Source organism: Photobacterium sp. OFAV2-7, assembly GCF_022347985.1.
Taxonomy (GTDB): domain Bacteria; phylum Pseudomonadota; class Gammaproteobacteria; order Enterobacterales; family Vibrionaceae; genus Photobacterium.
This window is the reverse complement of sequence record NZ_JAKRFQ010000020.1, coordinates 1-21089: the sequence shown is the minus strand read 5'-3', so window position 1 is coordinate 21089 and position 21089 is coordinate 1. Positions and strand designations below refer to the sequence as shown.

General features: G+C 50.8%; 17 protein-coding genes. 10 read left to right on the top strand and 7 right to left on the bottom strand.

The features are described from left to right. A partial coding sequence (locus tag MHN01_RS03620; RefSeq protein WP_239410074.1) for a methyl-accepting chemotaxis protein occupies positions 1 to 1373 on the top strand: 1373 nt, incomplete at its 5' end. A gap of 66 nt (positions 1374 to 1439) precedes the next feature. Here MHN01_RS03620 and lpdA read toward each other — a convergent pair. From lpdA to ampD, 5 genes are all read right to left on the bottom strand, one after another. Then, positions 1440 to 2870: a dihydrolipoyl dehydrogenase gene (gene lpdA, locus MHN01_RS03615; RefSeq protein WP_075762437.1), complete on the bottom strand. Its 1431-nt coding sequence runs from the start codon at positions 2868 to 2870 to the stop codon at positions 1440 to 1442. Between the two features lie 197 nt (positions 2871 to 3067). Continuing rightward, a complete protein-coding gene (aceF, locus tag MHN01_RS03610; RefSeq protein ID WP_239410073.1) occupies positions 3068 to 4945 on the bottom strand; it encodes a pyruvate dehydrogenase complex dihydrolipoyllysine-residue acetyltransferase in 1878 nt (625 codons plus the stop codon). Positions 4946 to 4959: 14 nt separating this feature from the next. Then, complete coding sequence (aceE, locus tag MHN01_RS03605; RefSeq protein WP_075762342.1) at positions 4960 to 7623, bottom strand: pyruvate dehydrogenase (acetyl-transferring), homodimeric type; 2664 nt, start codon at positions 7621 to 7623, stop codon at positions 4960 to 4962. Positions 7624 to 7762: 139 nt separating this feature from the next. Next, entirely contained in the window at positions 7763 to 8536 is a 774-nt protein-coding gene (gene pdhR / locus MHN01_RS03600) for a pyruvate dehydrogenase complex transcriptional repressor PdhR (protein ID WP_075762343.1), read from the bottom strand. 290 nt (positions 8537 to 8826) lie between these two features. Beyond that, positions 8827 to 9381, bottom strand: coding sequence for a 1,6-anhydro-N-acetylmuramyl-L-alanine amidase AmpD (gene ampD, locus MHN01_RS03595; RefSeq protein ID WP_075762344.1), 555 nt, complete (start codon positions 9379 to 9381; stop codon positions 8827 to 8829). Positions 9382 to 9653: 272 nt separating this feature from the next. Here ampD and nadC point away from each other — a divergent pair, with 272 nt between their 5' ends. The 8 genes from nadC (at position 9654) to yacG (ending at position 16907) form a co-directional block, all read left to right on the top strand. After that, the gene (gene nadC / locus MHN01_RS03590) at positions 9654 to 10541 is read left to right on the top strand and encodes a carboxylating nicotinate-nucleotide diphosphorylase (protein WP_239410076.1); all 888 of its coding nucleotides are present in this window, start codon (positions 9654 to 9656) and stop codon (positions 10539 to 10541) included. A gap of 370 nt (positions 10542 to 10911) precedes the next feature. Further along, positions 10912 to 11412 (top strand): prepilin-type N-terminal cleavage/methylation domain-containing protein, encoded by a 501-nt coding sequence (locus MHN01_RS03585; RefSeq protein ID WP_239410072.1) that lies wholly within the window; start codon positions 10912 to 10914, stop codon positions 11410 to 11412. A gap of 3 nt (positions 11413 to 11415) precedes the next feature. Next, on the top strand, positions 11416 to 13119 hold the full coding sequence (gene pilB, locus MHN01_RS03580) for a type IV-A pilus assembly ATPase PilB (RefSeq protein WP_239410071.1): 1704 nt from the start codon (positions 11416 to 11418) through the stop codon (positions 13117 to 13119). Between the two features lie 14 nt (positions 13120 to 13133). Then, positions 13134 to 14360, top strand: coding sequence for a type II secretion system F family protein (locus MHN01_RS03575; protein WP_370646412.1), 1227 nt, complete (start codon positions 13134 to 13136; stop codon positions 14358 to 14360). Between the two features lie 78 nt (positions 14361 to 14438). After that, positions 14439 to 15308 (top strand): A24 family peptidase, encoded by an 870-nt coding sequence (locus MHN01_RS03570; protein ID WP_239410075.1) that lies wholly within the window; start codon positions 14439 to 14441, stop codon positions 15306 to 15308. Positions 15309 to 15310: 2 nt separating this feature from the next. Further along, the gene (gene coaE, locus MHN01_RS03565; RefSeq protein ID WP_239410069.1) at positions 15311 to 15916 is read left to right on the top strand and encodes a dephospho-CoA kinase; all 606 of its coding nucleotides are present in this window, start codon (positions 15311 to 15313) and stop codon (positions 15914 to 15916) included. A gap of 24 nt (positions 15917 to 15940) precedes the next feature. Beyond that, a complete protein-coding gene (zapD, locus tag MHN01_RS03560; protein WP_239410068.1) occupies positions 15941 to 16678 on the top strand; it encodes a cell division protein ZapD in 738 nt (245 codons plus the stop codon). A gap of 7 nt (positions 16679 to 16685) precedes the next feature. Further along, complete coding sequence (gene yacG, locus MHN01_RS03555; protein ID WP_239410067.1) at positions 16686 to 16907, top strand: DNA gyrase inhibitor YacG; 222 nt, start codon at positions 16686 to 16688, stop codon at positions 16905 to 16907. Positions 16908 to 17006: 99 nt separating this feature from the next. Here yacG and mutT read toward each other — a convergent pair whose 3' ends face one another. Both mutT and secA read right to left on the bottom strand, forming a co-directional pair. After that, entirely contained in the window at positions 17007 to 17405 is a 399-nt protein-coding gene (gene mutT / locus MHN01_RS03550) for an 8-oxo-dGTP diphosphatase MutT (protein WP_239410066.1), read from the bottom strand. Between the two features lie 177 nt (positions 17406 to 17582). Further along, positions 17583 to 20309 carry a preprotein translocase subunit SecA gene (gene secA / locus MHN01_RS03545; RefSeq protein WP_239410065.1) on the bottom strand — a complete coding sequence of 909 codons (2727 nt, stop codon included), beginning with the start codon at positions 20307 to 20309 and terminating at the stop codon, positions 17583 to 17585. A 407-nt stretch (positions 20310 to 20716) separates the two neighbouring features. Here secA and MHN01_RS03540 point away from each other — a divergent pair. Next, positions 20717 to 21089, top strand: a 373-nt coding sequence (locus MHN01_RS03540; protein WP_239410064.1) for a DUF721 domain-containing protein, incomplete at its 3' end; no start/stop codon positions are given.

The window sequence follows — 21089 nt, the reverse complement described above, 5'->3', positions numbered from 1 at the left end:
TGGACGAAATGGTCAGGTTCATTAACCAATTCAAGCTGGAGCAAACTGGCTATGTCTACCTCACAGATGCCAGCGGCATGGTGCGTCTGCATAAAGACAAAAGCAAGATGGGCGGCAGTGATCTGAACCAGCTGTACGGTACCAAGGCCTCTCGCCAGCTGCTAAACAAGGATGACTTCAACGTTGCCGAAGCGACTATCAACGGCAGCGATACCCTGATTGCCACCAGCTATATCCCTTCAATGGAATGGTATGTGGTCGCCGAACTCCCCAAGGAAGAAGCCTTTGCCGGACTGAACCAGGCACGCAACCAAATCATGGTCTGGACAGCCGCTATCGCGGCAGTATTTGTCCTGATGGCGATCTGGCTCGGTAGCAACATTACCCGCCCGATCGAACGCCTTGCTGCTGTATTCAAAGACCTTGGCGAAGGTGAAGGCGATCTTCGCCACCGAATCGATATCAAAGGCAAAGATGAGATCGCCCAGCTGTCTGAAGGCTTCAACACCTTTATCGGCAAAATCCACTACTCGGTGCGTGAAGTGGCCGAAACTGGCAACTCATTGCGCAGTGCTGCAGAGTCGGTCGCTTCTCAGGCTCAGCTGACCCTGGATAACAGCCACACCCAGCGTGACCGTACGATTCAGGTCGTCACCGCTATCAACCAAATGGGCGCAACGGTTAACGAGATTGCCGGCAACGCCGCACAGGCTGCCGATGCCGCTCATAATGCCGAATCCGAGACCCAGAACGGCCAGGCCGTTGTCGGAAAGGCACGCGACAGCATCAGCCAGCTATCCAACGATGTATCCAACGTCAGCGAGGTGATCGAATCTCTTGCCAACAATACCCAGGCTATCGGTAGCATCCTTGACGTGATCCGCGGTATCTCGGAGCAGACTAACCTGCTGGCGCTCAATGCCGCAATCGAAGCTGCCCGTGCTGGCGAGCAAGGTCGTGGCTTTGCCGTCGTGGCCGACGAGGTACGCAGCCTGGCAAGCCGGACTGCCGACTCGACAGACGAGATCCAAACCATGATCAACCGCCTGCAGGAAGAAGCCAGCAACGCCGTTAATGCTATCGTCCAGAGCCGCCAGCTAACCTCCGACGGTGTCTCGGCAGCCGATGAGGCATCCGGCGCACTGGTATCTATTGCCGATCGCATCACCCTGATCTCAGACATGAACACCCAGGTTGCAACGGCTACCGAAGAACAGTCAACGGTCGTCAACGATATCAACTGCAATATCGAGGAAATCAACGAGACGACCCAGCGCACAGCCGATACCGCCACCGAACTGGCCCACTCGAGTCAGGAGCTGCGCGAGCTGTCCAAGCGCCTCGATGACATGGTAGGGACATTTAAGCTGTAGTTGGGTTATCAAAAACCAAAAAAGCGCCCTAGGGCGCTTTTTTCATACCTTTTGAAGCAGCAAGAATTACTTCTTACGCTTAACCGCTTTCGGGTTTGGAAGGTCAGTGATAGAACCTTCGAAGACTTCAGCAGCCAGACCCACAGATTCGTGTAGCGTTGGGTGAGCGTGGATAGTCAGAGCAATATCCTCTGCATCACAACCCATCTCGATCGCCAGACCGATTTCACCCAGAAGCTCACCACCGTTGGTACCAACGATAGCACCACCGATCACACGGTGCGTGTCTTTGTCGAAGATCATCTTCGTCATACCGTCTGCACAGTCAGAAGCGATTGCACGACCAGAAGCTGCCCATGGGAATGTCGCCACTTCGTAGTTGATGCCTTCGGCTTTAGCTTCTTTCTCTGTCTTACCAACCCATGCCACTTCTGGCTCAGTGTAGGCAATTGAAGGAATAACTTTAGGATCGAAGTAGTGCTTCTTGCCAGAGATAACTTCTGCCGCAACGTGGCCTTCATGCACACCTTTGTGAGCGAGCATTGGCTGGCCAACGATGTCACCGATAGCGTGGATGTGCGGTACGTTGGTACGCATCTGCTTGTCAACGTTGATAAAGCCGCGCTCGTCAACCTCGATACCCGCTTTCTCTGCATCAATCAGCTTACCGTTTGGTACACGGCCGATTGCCACAAGTACAGCGTCGTAACGTACAGGCTCAGCTGGTGCTTTCTTGCCTTCCATTGAAACGTAGATACCGTCTTCTTTCGCTTCAACTGCCGTCACCTTAGTTTCCAGCATCAGGTTGAATTTCTTCTTGATGCGTTTGGTGAAGACGCGAACGATATCTTTGTCAGCTGCAGGGATCACTTGATCGAACATTTCAACAACGTCGATCTGAGAACCTAGCGAGTGGTAAACCGTACCCATTTCCAGGCCGATGATACCGCCACCCATGACCAACATCTTCTCAGGTACTTCTTTTAGCTCAAGAGCGTCAGTTGAGTCCCAGATGCGTGGGTCTTCATGCGGGATGAAAGGCAGCTCGATAGGACGAGAACCTGCCGCAACAATCGCGTTGTCGAAGTTAACCGTTGTCTGGCCTTCTTCGCCTTCAACAACGATAGTGTTAGGACCGGTGAATTTACCGTAACCGTTAACAACGTTAACTTTACGCATCTTAGCCATACCGCCAAGACCGCCAGTCAGCTGAGTGATTACTTTTTCTTTCCAGACACGGATCTTGTTGATATCTGTCTGCGGCTCACCGAACACAACACCGTGCTCAGCCATCGCCTTCGCTTCTTCAATAACTTTAGCTACGTGAAGAAGGGCTTTTGATGGGATACAACCCACGTTCAGACATACACCACCAAGCGTGCTGTATTTTTCGATTAGAACCGTATCTAGACCTAAGTCCGCGCAACGGAATGCCGCAGAGTAACCAGCAGGGCCTGAACCCAACACCACTACCTGGGCTTTAATTTCTTTACTCATCATGACCTCGTTGTAGTCTTTTATCCCTAACAGGCTATCAGGTAAGTTGTACTTATTTGCTGTTGTACATTCTTCTTTCAGATTGCCAACAAGTTTACAGACCTGTTAACAAAGTGAAAAGTATATTGCCATAGCCTGTGAGCTACACAACAATTCCATGCCTGCTGTTGCAGGCATGGCGTTGCGGATGTAAAACCTTAAAGCACCAAACGGCGGATATCTGATAGACAGCCGTTCAGGTAAGTGATGAAGCGTGCACCTTCGGCACCGTCAATCACACGGTGATCGTATGACAGTGACAATGGAAGCTGTAGGCGTGGTTCGAACTCTTTACCGTTCCACACTGGCTTCATTTCAGACTTAGATACACCCAGGATGCCGACTTCTGGCGCATTCACGATAGGTGTGAACGCAGTACCACCAATGCCGCCAAGGCTAGAGATGGTGAAACAGCCACCCTGCATGTCTGCCGCAGTCAGCTTACCAGCACGTGCTTTCTTAGACACCGCCATCAGCTCTTCAGAAAGCTCGTAGATACCTTTCTTGTTTACGTCTTTGAAGACAGGAACAACAAGACCGTTTGGCGTATCTACAGCAATACCGATGTTCACGTACTTCTTCAGGATCAGGCTCTCACCGTCTTCAGATAGAGAAGAGTTGAACGCTGGAAATGCTTCAAGCGCTTTCGCCGCTGCTTTCATGATGAATACTAGCGGAGTGATCTTCATGCCGCTGTCTTTCTTCGCTTCAATCGCGTTCTGCTCTTTACGGAATGCTTCCAGAGCAGTGATGTCTGCGTTATCCCACTGTGTAACGTGAGGGATCATTACCCAGTTACGGTGCAGGTTAGCGCCAGAGATCTTCTTGATGCGAGATAGAGGCTTAGTTTCCGTCTCACCGAACTTGCTGAAGTCAACTTTCGGCCATGGTAGTAGACCCAGTGCAGAGCCGTCACCTTTGCCAGATGCCGCAGCACCAGACTCAAGACGCTTAAGTGCTTCTTTAACGAAGTTCTGTACGTCTTCTTTCAGGATACGGTTCTTACGGCCAGTACCTTTAACCTTAGAGAGGTTAACACCGAACTCGCGAGCAAGACGGCGAACAACTGGAGACGCGTGAGCGTAGTCGTTGTTTTCCTGGAAGTCACCCGTAGAAGCTGGAGCTGCCGCCGCAGGTGCTGCTGCAGGAGCAGGTGCCGCCGCTGGAGCTGCTACCGCAGGAGCAGGTGCCGCTGCAGGTGCTGCGCCTGCCACTTCGAATACCATGATTAGCGAGCCAGTCGACACTTTGTCGCCTGCTGCAATCTTGATTTCTTTAACCTTACCAGCGAACGGTGCAGGTACTTCCATAGAAGCCTTGTCACCTTCTACAGTAATAAGAGACTGCTCTTCTTCAATCATGTCGCCTACAGCTACCATGATTTCAGTCACTTCTACTTCGTCGCCACCGATGTCCGGTACGTTAACTTCTTTCGCTGCAGATGCTGCAGGAGCCGCCGCTGGCGCTTCTGCGGCTACGGGTGCTGCTGGAGCGCCTGAACCTGCTGTTTCGAAGACCATGATAAGTGAGCCAGTCGATACTTTATCGCCTGCTGCTACTTTGATCTCTTTTAGGGTACCGGCAAATGGTGCAGGTACTTCCATTGATGCTTTGTCGCCTTCAACAGTAAGAAGAGACTGCTCTTCTTCGATGCTGTCGCCGACTGCAACCATGATTTCAGTCACTTCTACTTCGTCACCGCCGATGTCCGGTACGTGAACTTCTTTCAGCTCAGCCGCTGCTGCCGGCGCTGGAGCAGCAGACGCTGCTTCAGCCGCAGGAGCAGGTGCTGCAGCTGCAGCACCCTCGGCTTCGAAAATCATGATTAGAGAACCGGTAGAAACCTTGTCGCCTTCAGCCACTTTGATTTCTTTAACGATACCCGCCTGAGAAGCTGGTACTTCCATAGAAGCCTTGTCGCCTTCTACAGTGATCAGAGACTGCTCTTCTTCAACCTTGTCGCCAACGCTAACAAGAATCTCAGTGACTTCAACCTCATCCGCACCAATGTCAGGTACATTAATTTCGATTGCCATGTTTAATTTACCTCTTACGCGTATAGCGGGTTGATCTTGTCAGCGTCGATGTCGAACTTCGCAATTGCTTCAGCAACTACAGACTTCTCAACATCACCACGCTTAGCCAGCTCGGTCAGTGCAGCAACTACGACGTAGCCTGCGTTAACTTCGAAGTGACGACGTAGGTTCGCACGGCTGTCAGAGCGGCCGAAACCATCAGTACCAAGTACTTTGAAAGACTCAGAAGGCATGAACGCACGAACTTGCTCGGCGTAGTTCTTCATGTAGTCAGTTGCAGCGATTGCAGGCTCAGTACCCATTACCTGTGCAATGTAAGGTACTTTCTGCTCTGCTTCTGGGTGAAGCATGTTGAAACGCTCAACGTCCTGACCTTCGCGAGTTAGTTCGTTGAAAGACGTTACAGAGTAGATGTCAGAAGCGATACCGTAGTCGTCGCTTAGGATCTGAGCGGCTTTACGAACTTCGTTCATGATCGTTCCAGAGCTCATTAGCTGAACTTTAGACTTATCACCCGCGTAAGATTCTAGCTTGTAGATACCCTTACGGATGCCTTCTTCAGCGCCTTCTGGCATAGCTGGCATCGCGTAGTTTTCGTTCATAACCGTTAGGTAGTAGAACACGTTCTCTTGTTCGCCGTACATGCGACGGATACCGTCTTGCATGATCACAGCAACCTCGTAAGCGAACGTTGGGTCGTAAGAGATACAGTTAGGAACAGTGTTAGCCATGATGTGGCTGTGACCGTCTTCGTGCTGTAGACCTTCACCGTTCAGGGTAGTACGACCTGCTGTCGCACCCAGTAGGAAACCACGCGCCTGCTGGTCACCTGCCATCCACGCCATGTCGCCCACACGCTGGAAGCCGAACATTGAGTAGTAGATGTAGAACGGGATCATTGGCAGATCGTTGGTGCTGTATGACGTTGCCGCAGCAACCCATGAAGACATAGCACCCAGCTCGTTGATACCTTCCTGTAGTACCTGGCCCGAAGTTGCTTCTTTGTAGTAAGAAACGATGTCACGATCCTGCGGTGTGTACTGCTGGCCGTGCGGGTTGTAGATACCTATTTGACGGAACAGGCCTTCCATACCGAAAGTACGTGCTTCGTCAGCAATGATAGGAACGATGTTCTTACCGATGTTCTTGTTCTTAAGTAGAACGTTTAGCGCACGAACGAATGCCATAGTCGTAGAGATGTCACGCTTTTGCTCTTCTAGCAGTGGCTTGAACTCTTCTACTTCTGGGATCACTAGTTCTTCAGTGAAGTTAGGCAGACGCTGTGGCGTGTAGCCGTGAAGTGCGTTACGACGAGCGTGCAGGTACTCGTGCTCTTTCGAACCTTCTTCCAGTTTCAGGTAAGGCAGGTTCTTAACGTCTTCATCAGAAACAAGGTCTTGCAGGCCTAGGCGGTTGCGCAGGTGCATAACAGAAGACATGTCCATCTTCTTAACCTGGTGCGCAATGTTCTTACCTTCAGCCGCTTCACCCATGCCGTAACCTTTAACAGTCTTAGCAAGGATAACAGTTGGACGGTCTTTGGTTTCTGCCGCGTTCTTGTATGCCGCGTACAGCTTAGATGACTCGTGACCACCACGCTTAAGCGCGAAGATTTCATCGTCAGTCATATCAGCAACCAGTGCTGCTGTTTCTGGGTACTTACCGAAGAAGTGCTCACGTACGTAAGCGCCGTCTTTCGACTTGAATGTCTGGTAGTCACCGTCGATAGTCTCGTTCATAAGCTGTAGCAGCTTACCCGAGGTGTCTTTCGCCAGTAGAGAATCCCAGTTGTTACCCCAGATAACTTTAACTACGTTCCAGCCAGCACCTTTGAACAGGCCTTCCAGCTCTTGGATGATCTTGCCGTTACCCATTACCGGGCCGTCAAGACGCTGCAGGTTACAGTTGATTAGGAAACATAGGTTGTCCAGCTTCTCACGCGCAGCGAATGAAATCGCACCCCGTGATTCTGGCTCATCCATCTCACCGTCACCCAGGAAGGCGTAAACGCGCTGCTCAGAAGTATCTTTCATGCCGCGGCCTTCCAGGTACTTAAGGAAACGAGCTTGATAGATAGCAGAGATTGGACCCAGACCCATAGATACAGTCGGGAACTGCCAGAACTCAGGCATCAGTTTAGGGTGCGGGTATGAAGGGATACCTTTACCGTCTACTTCTTGACGGAAGTTATCTAGCTGCTCTTCTGTCAGACGACCTTCAACAAACGCGCGAGAGTAGATACCCGGGGAAATGTGGCCCTGGTAGTAAACTAGATCACCACCGTCCTTCTCGTTCGGAGCACGGAAGAAGTGGTTGAAACAAGTCTCATAGAACGCCGCAGCAGACTGGAAAGATGCCATGTGGCCACCCAGCTCAAGATCTTTCTTCGAGCCGCGTAGTACGATCATTGCAGCATTCCAACGGATGATCGCGCGGATACGGCGCTCAAGCGTTGTGTCGCCAGGGTAAGCTGGTTCTTGATCTGATGGGATGGTGTTGATGTAGTTGGTAGTGATACCTGTTGGCATATCTACGCCATCAAGACGTGCTTTATCCAGTACTTGCTCTAATAGGTACTGTGCGCGCTCTACACCTTCTTCACGAACGACTGATTCAAGGGCTGCTAGCCACTCTTGAGTTTCCAGTGCGTCCACGTCATTTTTCATGACTTCAGACATGCGATCTATCCTTTCGTTGATAATCTACAAAACTTAATACCAATCGTGTGTTTTATATCCGCTGAATGAACAGAGAATTATGACGACTGGTATATTGTCGCGACTGTTTACTACCCGGCTCGACGTATAATGAGCGGTACTAATCCAGCCCGTCCTTGCGTTGTTGAATCCGACGAAGAGAGCGTTCACGTCTGCTATCTTCACGCGATAAATCCAACAAGGTTTCCTCGATATAAGCCAAATGTGCATGCGATGCTTCGCGGGCCTTTTCCGGCTCGCCAGAAACAATCGCCTGGACAATATTGGCTCGATGCTTTCTCACCTTCCCCACCACATCTTGGCGACGGTTCAGGAGTTCAAAGTTTTGTAATACGTTTTGCTCCAGCAATGGTGCAAGGCTGCGGATAATGTGCAGGAGTACCACGTTGTGTGCGGATTCGGTCACCGCGATCAGGTACTGCATGACTGCACTGGCTTCGGCCTTCATATCGCCTTGCTGCTGGGCATCTTGTATCCGCTTATGGCAGTCACGAATACGAGTGAAATCTTCTTCGTTGCCTCGCAGGGCTGCATAGTAAGCAGCCAGGCCTTCTAGGGCGTGACGAGACTCAAGTAAATCTAGCTGGGTTTCCGGGTGGGCGCTCAGCAAATCCAGCAGCGGCTCGGAAAAACTCTGCCATAGTTTTTCCGTCACAAACGTGCCCCCGCCCTGACGGCGAGTTAGGAGGTTTTTGGCTTCAAGACGCTGGATAGCTTCCCTTACTGACGGGCGTGAAACGTCGAATTGCTTGGCCAGCTCGCGCTCAGGCGGCAGCTGCTGACCCGGAGACAGGGTGCCTTCCAGGATCAGGTGCTCTAGTTCCTGCTCGATGGCATCGGAGAGCTTTGGTTGGCGAATTCGTTTATAAGTCATTTTTTTCGTTATGCTTCTTGTACTTATAGCGTTTCGGGAAACCCGCTGACGGGTAAATTGGTATTACCAATTAAATTATGGAAGGAAAGTTTACATAAATAATTGAAGATGTCCACCAGCAACTTGATGGAAATCATAGAATGGAGGGGGATTTAACAAAAATTTCAACTTATGAAAACTTGTTAAAACATAGAGAACATCATTCATCAACAGTCATGAAAGGAAATATGGCGAAAAATCGTTTAATGGTCTGACCAATTTGAAAATGACAATTTTTCACCCGACGGTCACTATTTTTCCAGCAGCGCTGTTTTAAACGCCCGCCAATCGAAGGCGATACCGGGATCCGTTTTACGCCCGGGTGCAATAAACTCGTGCCCGGTGATCCGTGAAGCATTGATGTCAGGGTAATGTTGAATAATAACCCGGGTCAGCTCAGTCAATGTGTTGTACTGGGCCTGGGTATAAGGGAGGGTATCCGTTCCTTCCAGCTCGATCCCGATTGAGTAGTCATTGCACTTGTCACGACCAGCAAACTGCGACACGCCGGCATGCCAGGCACGACAATCAAACGGAACGAACTGGATAATATCGCCATTCCTTCTAATTAAACAGTGAGCAGAGACACGAAAGCCTGAAATTAACTCGAAATAGGGATGTTCCTCCGGATTCAGTTGACCGGTAAAAAGCTGCTCGATATATGGACCGCCAAACTGCCCCGGCGGCAGGCTGATATTGTGGATCACCAGCAGCGAGATATCCTGGCTGTCTTCTCGCTGATCATAGAAGGGGGACGGGACATGCTTAACACCTTCGAGCCAGTGGGTATTATCGATTGTTAACATTTCTTGTGACTTCCTGATCTTGTTGCCCAGCGGGGCTGAATGCTGCTGGCAGATTTCACCAGCTACGGGGCAATGTCAAGCGCCTGCGCCTCTCTTTACCCCCGCTTTTCAGACAACAAGAAGCCGCTATCCCGGGAACTAAGATCCGCCATCTGGGATCTCGCATCTTTTTGAGTCTCCATGTATGATCGTCGCCATAAGATCTCGGGAAACGCCTATCCACTTCCCGCTCAACAGCAGCTCAACCTTGCTACGGACATGTCATGACTCAGATGGAAAAGAAGCACGACAGCGAATCGCGCTTAAACTACTTAAAGCAGCAACTCCCACAAGAAATTACCCGTGCCGTCGCCGACACCTTACGTGAAGATCTGGGCGGGACGATTGATCCGACGCTCGATATCACCGCCAGCCTGATCCCGGCCGACAGCCAGGGCATCGCCACTATCATCACCCGCGAGCACGGCATCTTCTGCGGCCAGATGTGGGCCGAGGAAGTCTTCAAGCAGCTGGGCGGTGAAGCTAGCATCGAGTGGCATGTCCAGGATGGCGATGCCGTCGAACCCAACCAAGCCCTGTGTACCCTGAGCGGCCCGTCTCGCATCCTGCTGACCGGCGAGCGTAATGCGATGAACTTCATCCAGACCCTGTCAGGCTGTGCCACAACGGTTGCAGAATATGCCAAACAGCTGGAAGGGACCCAGTGCCGCCTGCTCGATACCCGAAAAACTGTTCCTGGCCTGCGCAGCGCGCTGAAATATGCCGTGACCTGCGGTGGCGGTTTCAACCACCGTATCGGCGTATTCGATGCCTACCTTATCAAAGAGGATCACATCATTGCCTGTGGCGGCATTGAGCAAGCCATCAGCACAGCCAAACAGCTCAATCCGGGCAAACCGGTGGAAGTCGAAACCGAGTCGCTGGATGAGCTACAGCAAGCCATTGATGCCGGTGCCGATATCATTATGCTCGATAATTTTACCACCGACATGATGCGTGAAGCCGTGAAAATCAACGCTGGCCGCGCGGCACTAGAGAACTCCGGCAATGTCACGCTCGAGACTATCCGTGAATTTGCCCTGACCGGTGTCGATTACATTTCTGTAGGCGCGCTGACCAAGCACCTCAAGGCCATGGACTTATCAATGCGATTTAAGTAATACGGTTAAAGTAACGCGCTTTCAATAATGCGTACTACTAAACAAGTTATTATCAAAAAAGCAGCCTGATATCCAAACGGCTGCTTTTTCCTGACTTCCTACCTCCTCAACCAGCCCCACCAAGCTATCACCATCAACTCGATTACTCCCTACCAAATAACCAATACATCAACAGCCCCCTAACTTGATAATTTCATTAGTAAAATTTGCGTCGGCAACCACTTACCAATATGCAACCAATGTAAATCAATGAGTTTAAATTAAATGTAGGCCGAGTAATCACCCTTACATTATTCAACCAATTGCAACCATAAGTATGCTGAGGTCATTGTATTTCAATGATTATTGACAGAATAAGAAGGACAAGAAGATGAAAGGACAAAAAGGGTTTACATTAATTGAGCTAATGATAGTGGTGGCGATTATCGGGATTCTGAGCGCATTTGCGATGCCAGCCTACCAAAACTACACCAAGAGAGCACATGCGACTGAAATGTTGAATGCAACTGCAGCGATGAAAACAGCTGTAGGACTCTGTTTACTTAATGGAAATGTATCAATCTCAGGCTCTGACAGGACTATAAACTGCTCCAGTGGAGAAAATGGAGTCCCAGCAGAACAAACATTTAGCAAAGGCAATGGAGATGTTTTCAATATTATTTCTGATGTAACAGCAACTATCGGCACAAGTGGTGCAGTATCAGTAACATCCGATAAGTTTGTCAAAGCATATGTACCTAATGGAAAAGCAAAAGGCCCTCTTCCACAAAATGCTATTGTGAAAGTAACTCCTTTCTCAGATGCTAACGGTGTTGTTTGGACGGTTTCCTGTACCGGAGATGATCAAAAAGACTTCTGTCCAAAGAGCTAGTTAATGCAAACCAACCTCGCCTCCGTCCTGCACCAGGCTAGCTTGATTGGCCCGGAGCAGGAGCAGCAAGTGGTCGATATTGTCCGGGCAGAAGGCACCAGTGTGCCTTCTGCCATGGTCGAGCTCGGTTTGTTCAGCGGCACGGAACTGGCCCGCCACCTCGAGCACATCTTTGCCATCGCACTGGTTGATGTTCACCAGTACGATTATCAGCATTGCAACAAAAGTCTCAACCAGCGCGAACTGGTGCTCCAGCACCGGGTGCTCCCCTTACAGGTAAACGACAACACCCTATTTGTCGGCCTCAGCGATCCGACCCAGATCGATGCCCTGGATGAATTTCGCTTTGCCACTGGAAAAAATATCGAGCCTTTGCTACTTGAAGCCAAGCAGCTGGAAAGTGCAATCCGGCGGATTTACGGCAGCGAGATCGGCGAAAATCATCATTCACTCCAGCACCAGCGCAACGTGACAGATGCCGATCTGGGCGAATTGGTTGACTTAGGCGAAGGTGAGTTGCTTGATGAAGCAACCGATCTCAGCCAGGATAGTGCCCCGGTTACCCGCTACATCAACCAGATATTGATGGATGCAGTGCGCAAAAAAGCCTCGGATATCCACTTCGAGCCCTACGAGGAATCGTACCGGATCCGCTTTCGCTGCGACGGCATCCTCCACCAGCATGCCATGCCACCGGCTCACCTGTCACGACGACTGTCCACTCGCCTCAAAGTGATGTCAAAACTCAATATTGCCGAGCGCCGCCAACCCCAGGACGGCCGAATCAAACTTAAGCTGACGCCAGCGCTGGCGATCGATCTTCGGGTCTCGACCCTGCCGACACTGTGGGGGGAGAAAGTGGTACTGCGGATCCTCGACAGTTCCAGCGCCAATTTGGATATTCACATCCTCGGTTATAACGAACCGCAAAAACAAGCTTATCTGCATGCCCTGAAAAAGCCGCAGGGGATGATTTTAATGACAGGCCCCACCGGGAGTGGCAAAACGGTATCACTCTATACCGGACTAAAGATCCTCAACACCGATGAGAGGAATATCTCTACCGCCGAAGATCCGGTCGAAATCAACCTGCCGGGGATCAACCAGGTCCAGATCAACAGCCAGATCGGACTGGGCTTTGCCGAGGCACTGAGATCCTTTCTGCGCCAGGACCCCGATGTGGTGATGGTGGGCGAAATACGGGATCTGGAAACCGGATCCATTGCGGTCAAGGCGGCGCAAACCGGTCACTTGGTGCTGTCAACCCTGCACACCAATTCGGCGGCCGAAACCATTACCCGTCTGACCAACATGGGAATACAGGACTTCAACCTGGCCTCATCGCTCAGCCTGATCATTGCCCAGCGCCTCGCCCGCCGCCTGTGTAGTAGCTGTAAACAACAGCAGCAGCTCGATAGTCTGGTATGTGAACAACTGAAAATACCGCCAGCTGCCGCTATCTACCAGGCCAACAAGCAGGGGTGCGATGACTGTAACCAAGGCTACCTCGGTCGGGTCGGGATCTATGAAGTCATGCCGTTTAGCCGTGAGCTCGCCCAGGCTCTGGTAGCAGGCGCCTCAACTCTCGAGCTGGAAGAGCTTGCCTGCCGCCAGGGAATGCAGACACTGCAACAGTCTGGCATAGACACACTCTGCGCAGGCATCACCAGCCTGGAAGAGCTGCAACGGGTGCTGCATTTTAGCTAACGTTCATACAAGGAATACCGATGGCACAAGTTAGTAAAATTCGCTATTTCCATTGGCGGGGCGTTAATCAGGCCGGGAAAAAAGTCTCGGGTATTACCTTGGGTTTTCAGGAACGTGACGTTCGCACTATGCTCGGCGAACAGATGATCCAGGTAAAAAAAATAAAACGCCACAAGCCATCGACGCTAAGCAAACTCAAAAACCAGCTCAAGCCAGCCGATGTTACAGCCATCACCCGCCAGTTGGCGACAATGATTGCCTCAGGTGTACCGGTTGTCCAGGCGCTAAAAATGATGGCAAACAGCCACAACAAGGCTGAAGGAAGAGCGGTTCTGGCCCAGGTAACCACCCAGATAGAGGCAGGCGCATCACTGTCTCGGGCGCTAAAGACCAGCTCCCCCCTGTTTGATAACTTCTACTGCGATCTGGTGCTCACCGGCGAACAAACCGGCCATTTGCCTGAGGTGTTCGATCGCATCGCAACCTACCGGGAAAAAAACGAGTCAACACGAAAAAAAGTCATCAAGGCAATGATCTACCCTTCAATGGTTACCCTTACGTCAATCGGTGTCACGATTATGATGCTGGTGTTTGTCATCCCGCAGTTTGCCAGCATCTTCAGCAACTTCGGTGCCGAGTTGCCCTGGTTTACCCAGCAGGTTATCAAAGCCTCCGATTTCATGCTCGGCTACGGCATTTACCTGGCCATTGGCCTGTTAACATTTCTGTTTTTATTCATTTTTCGCTATCAGCGCTCTCGCCGATTCAAACTGGCAATTCACCGTCTCAATTTAGAGCTGCCTATTGTTGGTAATGTTCTGCTCAAGGCGACGGTGGCAAGGTTCTCCCGTACCCTGGCCACTACTTTCAGTGCTGGGATCCCCTTGCTAAGCGGCCTCCAGTCTGCCGGTAAAACGGCCGGCAACAAATACATCGAGCAGGCTATCGAGGAGGCCCACAGCAGCACTGCTGCAGGTATGCCACTTCATATAGCCCTGCGCCAGAGCGGTGTCTTTCCGGAATTGATGCTACAAATGACAATGATAGGTGAAGAGTCCGGCTCGTTAGACGATATGCTCAATAAAATGGCCGCTTTGTATGAAGATGACGTCGACAATACGGTCGATAACCTCGGCAAAATCCTCGAGCCGCTGATTATTCTCTTCCTCGGCGGCATGATTGGTGGTCTGTTGGTGGCAATGTATATGCCTATCTTTAAGTTAATGAGCGTGATGGGATAAAAGCCAGTCGCGCTTAATCTAGGATCTGCCGTTGTGATCCCCTACAATACCCTGACATATTTGTATGAGATGTCTTTCATGGAACTGCTGACTTACTACCCATGGCTATTTCCTGTTTTTGCTGCCATTTTCGGACTGCTGGTCGGTAGCTTTCTCAACGTCGTGATCTACCGCCTACCCGTTATGATGGAAAGGCAGTGGAAAGCCGACTGCGCCGAATGTTTCCCGGAGTTCGGTCCGGTAGAAAACACGCCTCCTTTTAACCTGAGCGTGCCCCGCTCCCGCTGCCCGCACTGCCAGCATCAAATCAGCATGTGGGAGAACATTCCTGTTATCAGTTGGTTGATTCTCAAAGGACGCTGTAGCTCATGCCAAGCAAAAATCAGTGCCCGCTATCCGGCCGTCGAGCTTTTCACAGCCATTGTCACGACAACCGTAGCCATTGTTCTGCCCGCCTCCGAATGGGCAATCGCTGTGATCTTCTTTAGTTTTGCCCTTATTGCCCTGACCTTTATCGATATCGACAAAATGCTGCTCCCTGATCAGATCACCCTGCCGCTGCTGTGGGCCGGTATTCTGGTTGCCTTGCTGGGCTGGGGACCGATATCGCTCACCGAATCAGTTATCGGTGCAATGGCTGGCTACCTGTCACTCTGGAGCCTTTACTGGTGCTTCAAACTACTTACCGGCAAGGAAGGTATGGGATACGGTGACTTCAAGTTGCTGGCTGCACTCGGTGCCTGGCTCGGCTGGCAATTGCTGCCTTTTGTTGTACTCTTGTCTTCCTTGGTCGGTGCGATCTGTGGCATCATCTTGATGCGTATACAAAGTTCAGACTCTCAGACCCCGTTTTCCTTTGGTCCCTACCTGGCACTGGCAGGCTGGATTGCCATCTTATGGGGTGAACCCATGCTGAACTGGTACCTAACTTCATACCTGGGATTGTAGTCATGACAATGGTTATCGGACTCACCGGCGGCATAGGCAGCGGCAAAACAACAGTTGCCGAGCGATTTGGCCGCTATAACATTGATATTATTGATGCCGATATCGTCGCCAGAGAAGTCGTTGAGCCTGGTACCCCTGGACTTACGGCCATTATCGACAAGCTCGGAACTGACATTTTACTGACAGATGGTACCCTAGACCGCAGTAAGCTAAGACAGGCCATTTTTGACGATAACAGCTTGAAAGATTGGTTAAATGCCCTTCTTCACCCTATGATCAGGGAAAAGATGAAGGCGGATATCGCACAAGCAACCTCGCCGTACTGCCTGCTGGTGATCCCACTCATGGTGGAAAACAACCTGCAGGCCATGGCCCATCGCTTATTGGTCGTGGACGTGAGCGAAGAAGTGCAAATAGCACGCACCCGGCAACGCGATCAGGTTGATGCAGAACATGTCAAAAAAATTCTGGCAGCCCAAGCCTCACGTCAGGAGCGTCTGGCCGCAGCCGATGATGTGATCAACAACAATGGCGACAGCGACGAACTTGACGATGCCGTCGCCGACCTACATCAGCAATATTTAGCGATGAGCCTTCACTATCAGTAACGGGTTAACCTCGGATAAACAAGTATGCTAACGAACCGCTTTGAACATCCGCTAAACGAAAAAGTACGTATTTATCTGCGTCTTGAATATTTGATCCGGCAAATGACACATGCCAGCCAGCTCAATGATCAGTGGCAGCATCAGATCTTCTTCCGGGCCCTGTTTGATCTGCTGGAAATTCTCGATCAGATCCAGCTCAAGTCCGAGCTGGCGAAAGATCTCGACAAACAACGCACCAAGCTAAAAAGCTGGCTCAATATCGACGGGGTTGATCAAACTGCCCTGCTCACGATCCTCGATAACATGGATTTAGCCCACCATCAGTTGATCACGGCCAGCCGCCTTGGCCAGGAAATCCGCGAGGACCGCTTTCTTAGCGGGATCAAGCAACGCTTTTCGATTCCGGGCGGTAGTTGCTGCTTTGACCTCCCAGCCCTGCATCACTGGCTACACTTACCATTAGCACACAAGCAAAATGATATGGCCAACTGGCTCAAGCAGCTTGCCGAGCTAACCGAAGCTCTCACCTTATGGCTCCGACTGACCCGGGATTCGGGCCAATATCAGCCGCAAATCGCTCGCGGCGGCTTTTTCCAGCATGATGCCGAAGATGCCAGCTTGTTACGGCTGGAGATTTGCCCAAGCTATGGGGTATATCCTATGATATCGGGCCATCGCAGCCGCTTTGCCATTCGCTTCTTGCCTTTTGAAGAAGGCGCAGGCATAGCCGAGGCCATCGAGTTTAAACTAGCTATCTGCTGAGGTTTACGTGACACAATCTAATACGGCACTTTCAAGCAACATTACTATTGTTAAATGCCCGACCTGCCAATCGAAAGTGAAGTGGAGTGAGGAAAGCCCATTTCGTCCGTTTTGCTCCAAGCGCTGTCAGCTAATTGACCTGGGTGAATGGGCGGAAGAGGAAAAAGCCATACCGGGCGCGCCGGATATGTCCGATTCTGACGGTTGGTCAGAAGATATGGGCTATTAAAAGGATACGAGAATATTCGGCCCTGGGTGCGAGGAAGAGCATAAGCCAGCTCATCCTTGGACCCAAGGACCAAAACCTATAACCCAGAACCAACCGAGTTTACATCCCTATCAATTTATCCAGCACCACCTCGTTGGCCTCGGGAAACGCATAGTCCCGCAAGCACGTCAACTTAACCCACTCGCCAGGCTGGCCTTCCTTGCCGTATGCTTCTCCCTCAAAGGCTTTGATCAGAAAGAAATCAAACTTCAGTGACTTTTCCGGATAGTCATGTTCAAGCGCCATAAAATGCTCCAGTTTCGTCGCCTGAATCCCAACTTCCTCATCCAGCTCACGGACCACAGCCTGTTCGGCAGTCTCTCCCTGCTCAACCTTGCCACCGGCGAACTCCCAGAACCCACCTTTATGGGCTTTGGCTGCACGTCGGGTAATAAACACTTCATCTTGCTGAGCGTTAAGAATGATCCCTGCCGAGATCCACACTTGCTTCTTTTCCAAACTGATACCTGCTATCCATATCAAGCCGCCAGCAGAATGTGAAAAACATCTGTTCCCGATCCACTCCGCTTACCTCTTTTTCTTTGCGACATTTTTATTCTTGACGATGTTCTCTACTAAATAAAAGGCCGCTTGCGCGGCCTTTTCACTGTATCAAACTGTTTTACGGCTAATCAATTAGCTGATCTTACCGTGGCACTGCTTGTATTTCTTGCCGGAACCACATGGGCAAGGCTCATTACGGCCAACTTTGCGATCTTCACGCTGGAAAGGTGCGCTTTCGCCACTTTCAGTGCTTTCATCGGCAATCTGGCTTTCTGCATTCTGGTGCTGGAACTGCTGACGACGAGCCAGCTCTTCCGCCTGACGGCGACGCTCAGCTTCCAGACGCTCAACTTCTTCCTGCTGCTGAACACGCACCTTGCTGAGGATCATAATGACATCAGACTTAAGGCTCTCCAGCATTCCCTCGAACAGCTCAAACGACTCGCGCTTGTATTCCTGCTTAGGGTTCTTCTGGGCATAGCCGCGCAAATGAATACCCTGGCGCAGGTGATCCATCGCAGCTAAGTGCTCTTTCCAAAGCGTATCAAGGTTTTGCAGCATGACCGTTTTCTCGAAGTTACGCAGTACCGCAGCACCGACAACCTCTTCTTTCTCACGGTAAATCTCTACAGCCTTCTCGACGATACGCTCACGCAGTGCTTCTTCGTAAAGCTTTTCTTCGGTATCCAGCCACTCCTGAATTGGCAGCTCCATATCGAAGTCTGTTTTCAGACGCTCTTCCAGTCCAGGAACATCCCACATTTCTTCCAGAGATTGTGGCGGAATATGGCCGTCAATAACAGCCTGGATCACATCTTCACGGTTCTGCTCGATCATCTCGCTGATGTCTTCAGCATTCATCAGCTCGTCACGCAGCTCGTAAACCACCTTACGCTGATCATTGGCAACATCATCGAATTCAAGCAGCTGTTTACGGATATCGAAGTTACGGCCTTCTACCTTGCGCTGAGCATTCTCAATTGCCTTGGTCACCCATGGATGCTCAATCGCTTCGCCTTCTTCCATACCCAGCTTCTTCATCATGTTAGAAACACGATCAGAGGCGAAGATACGCATCAGGCCATCTTCCATTGACAGATAGAAACGAGATGAACCCGGGTCACCCTGACGACCAGAACGACCACGCAGCTGGTTATCGATACGGCGAGATTCATGGCGTTCAGTACCGATAATATGCAAACCACCAGCAGCCAGTACAGCTTCATGGTTTTCTTTCCACTTCGCTTTAATAGCAGCAATTTGGTCATCGGTCGGGTTTTCAAGCTTGGCCACGTCACTCTGCCACGAGCCACCCAGTACGATATCGGTACCACGACCTGCCATGTTAGTTGCAATGGTTACAGCGCCAGACTGACCAGCCTCGGCAACAATGTCAGCTTCCTTCTCGTGGAACTTGGCATTCAGTACCTGGTGCTTGATGCCTTGCTTTTTCAGGGCATTAGACAGCAGCTCAGATTTTTCAATTGATACGGTACCCACCAATACAGGCTGGCCCTTACCGACACGCTCTTGAATGTCTTCACTGATCGCGGCAAATTTTTCCAGCTCGGTCATGTAAACCAGATCACCCATATCATCACGGATCATCGGTTTGTTGGTCGGAAGAACCACTGTTTCCAAGCCATAGATTGACTGGAATTCGAACGCTTCTGTATCAGCAGTACCTGTCATGCCTGACAGCTTGGAGTAAAGGCGGAAATAATTCTGGAAAGTGATCGAGGCCAGTGTCTGGTTCTCGTTCTGGATCTTCACATTTTCCTTGGCTTCTACTGCTTGGTGCAGGCCTTCAGACCAGCGACGTCCCGGCATGGTACGGCCGGTGTGCTCATCAACGATGATCACTTCACCGTCTTTGACGATGTAGTCAACATCACGCTCGAATAGAACATGCGCACGCAATGCAGCATGCACATGGTGAAGCAGGCTGATGTTTGCTGGCGAGTACAGAGTATCGTCCTCGGCCATCATTTCTTTCTGCTTAAGCAACTCTTCGACAAACTCCTGGCCATTTTCGGTCAGGTGGGCCTGCTTGGCCTTCTCATCAACTGTGTAGTGACCTTCGCCACGGTATTCTTCGCTGTCTTCCTGATCCTGTTTCACCAGCTCAGGGATCAACTTGTTGATCTTGATGTACAGCTCAGAGCTGTCTTCTGCCGGGCCCGAGATGATCAACGGAGTACGGGCTTCATCGATAAGGATGGAGTCGACTTCATCGACTACGGCGAAGAAACGCTCGCGCTGAACGCGGTCTTCCGGACGGAAAGCCATGTTATCGCGCAGGTAGTCAAAGCCAAACTCGTTGTTGGTTCCGTACAGGATGTCTGCCGCATACGCTTCTTTCTTCGCTTGCGGCGGCATGTTTGGCACGTTGACACCAACAGTCATGCCAAGGAATTCAAATAGAGGGCGGTTAGTTTCCGCATCACGTGCAGCCAGATAGTCATTCACCGTAACGATGTGAACACCTTTACCCGTCAGGGCATTCAGGTAAGCCGGTAGTGTTGCCGTCAGGGTTTTACCTTCACCAGTACGCATCTCGGCGATTTGGCAATCGTTAAGCACCATACCGCCAATCAGCTGGACATCGAAGTGACGCATACCAAATACACGCTTCGACGCTTCACGCACGGTTGCAAAAGCTTCTGGTAGCAACTGGTCAAGGTTCTCACCTTGTTCCAGACGCTCACGGAACTCAGCAGTTTTCGCTTTCAGCTCTTCGTCTTGCAGGCTTTCTAATTGAGGTTCTAGCTTGTTGATCTGATCAACAATTTTACGCAAACGACGCAGAGTGCGGTCGTTACGGCTACCGATAACTTTGGTCAGTAGTTTTGATAACATGGCGTTGCCGTTTTCTCTTTGTTATTTCAGCTTCAGTACTGGCTGAATCGCTTAATCTGGGTTTCATAACCGGGATTCCTGTCCCGCCTGAATCCGCCACAAGAATGTGACAACAGAAGCCGACACGAAAAACAATGGTTATAAATGATATTGTGACCCTCTGGTTTAATTTCAAGGGCTAGATGAAAACAATACCAATGTTTTGCTTTGGGACAGTGTTTTAGCAACAGCTGCACCCCTCGCGGCCAGGCATATCTGCCATTGCTATAGAAAACAGCCAATCATTAACCTGCATTCTATAGACTTGGTATAATATGACATATTAACGAGGTCGCCTATGATAAAAGCGGACGACTTACGACTCATATACGAAAAATTAGAACTTAGCCCTAATTAGGACATGTTTCATGCGTGATCACCGCCCCCGAACCACCGCCAGCCTGCTCGATGACAGCCAGATTGGCAACATTCAGCAACGTGCTATCGCGCTGAGCAAACTCGACAAAGCAGTCAAACAGCATCTGGATTGCTCGGATCACTGCCGGGTCAGCAACTATCGCCAGGGTACGTTAATCATTGAAACGGCCTCTGCATCCTGGTCGATGCGGCTCAACTACGAACGGAACAATCTGATCCGAAAATTACGCGAGCAGCTACTGCCGCAACTGGCAAGTATCGAGGTAAAGGTGAACCCGGCACTGGCCACGGTCGAAAGAAGGCAAGAAGACAAGACGCCGGATATCGTTCAGAAGCCAATATCACCGCTGGCGGCCCAATATT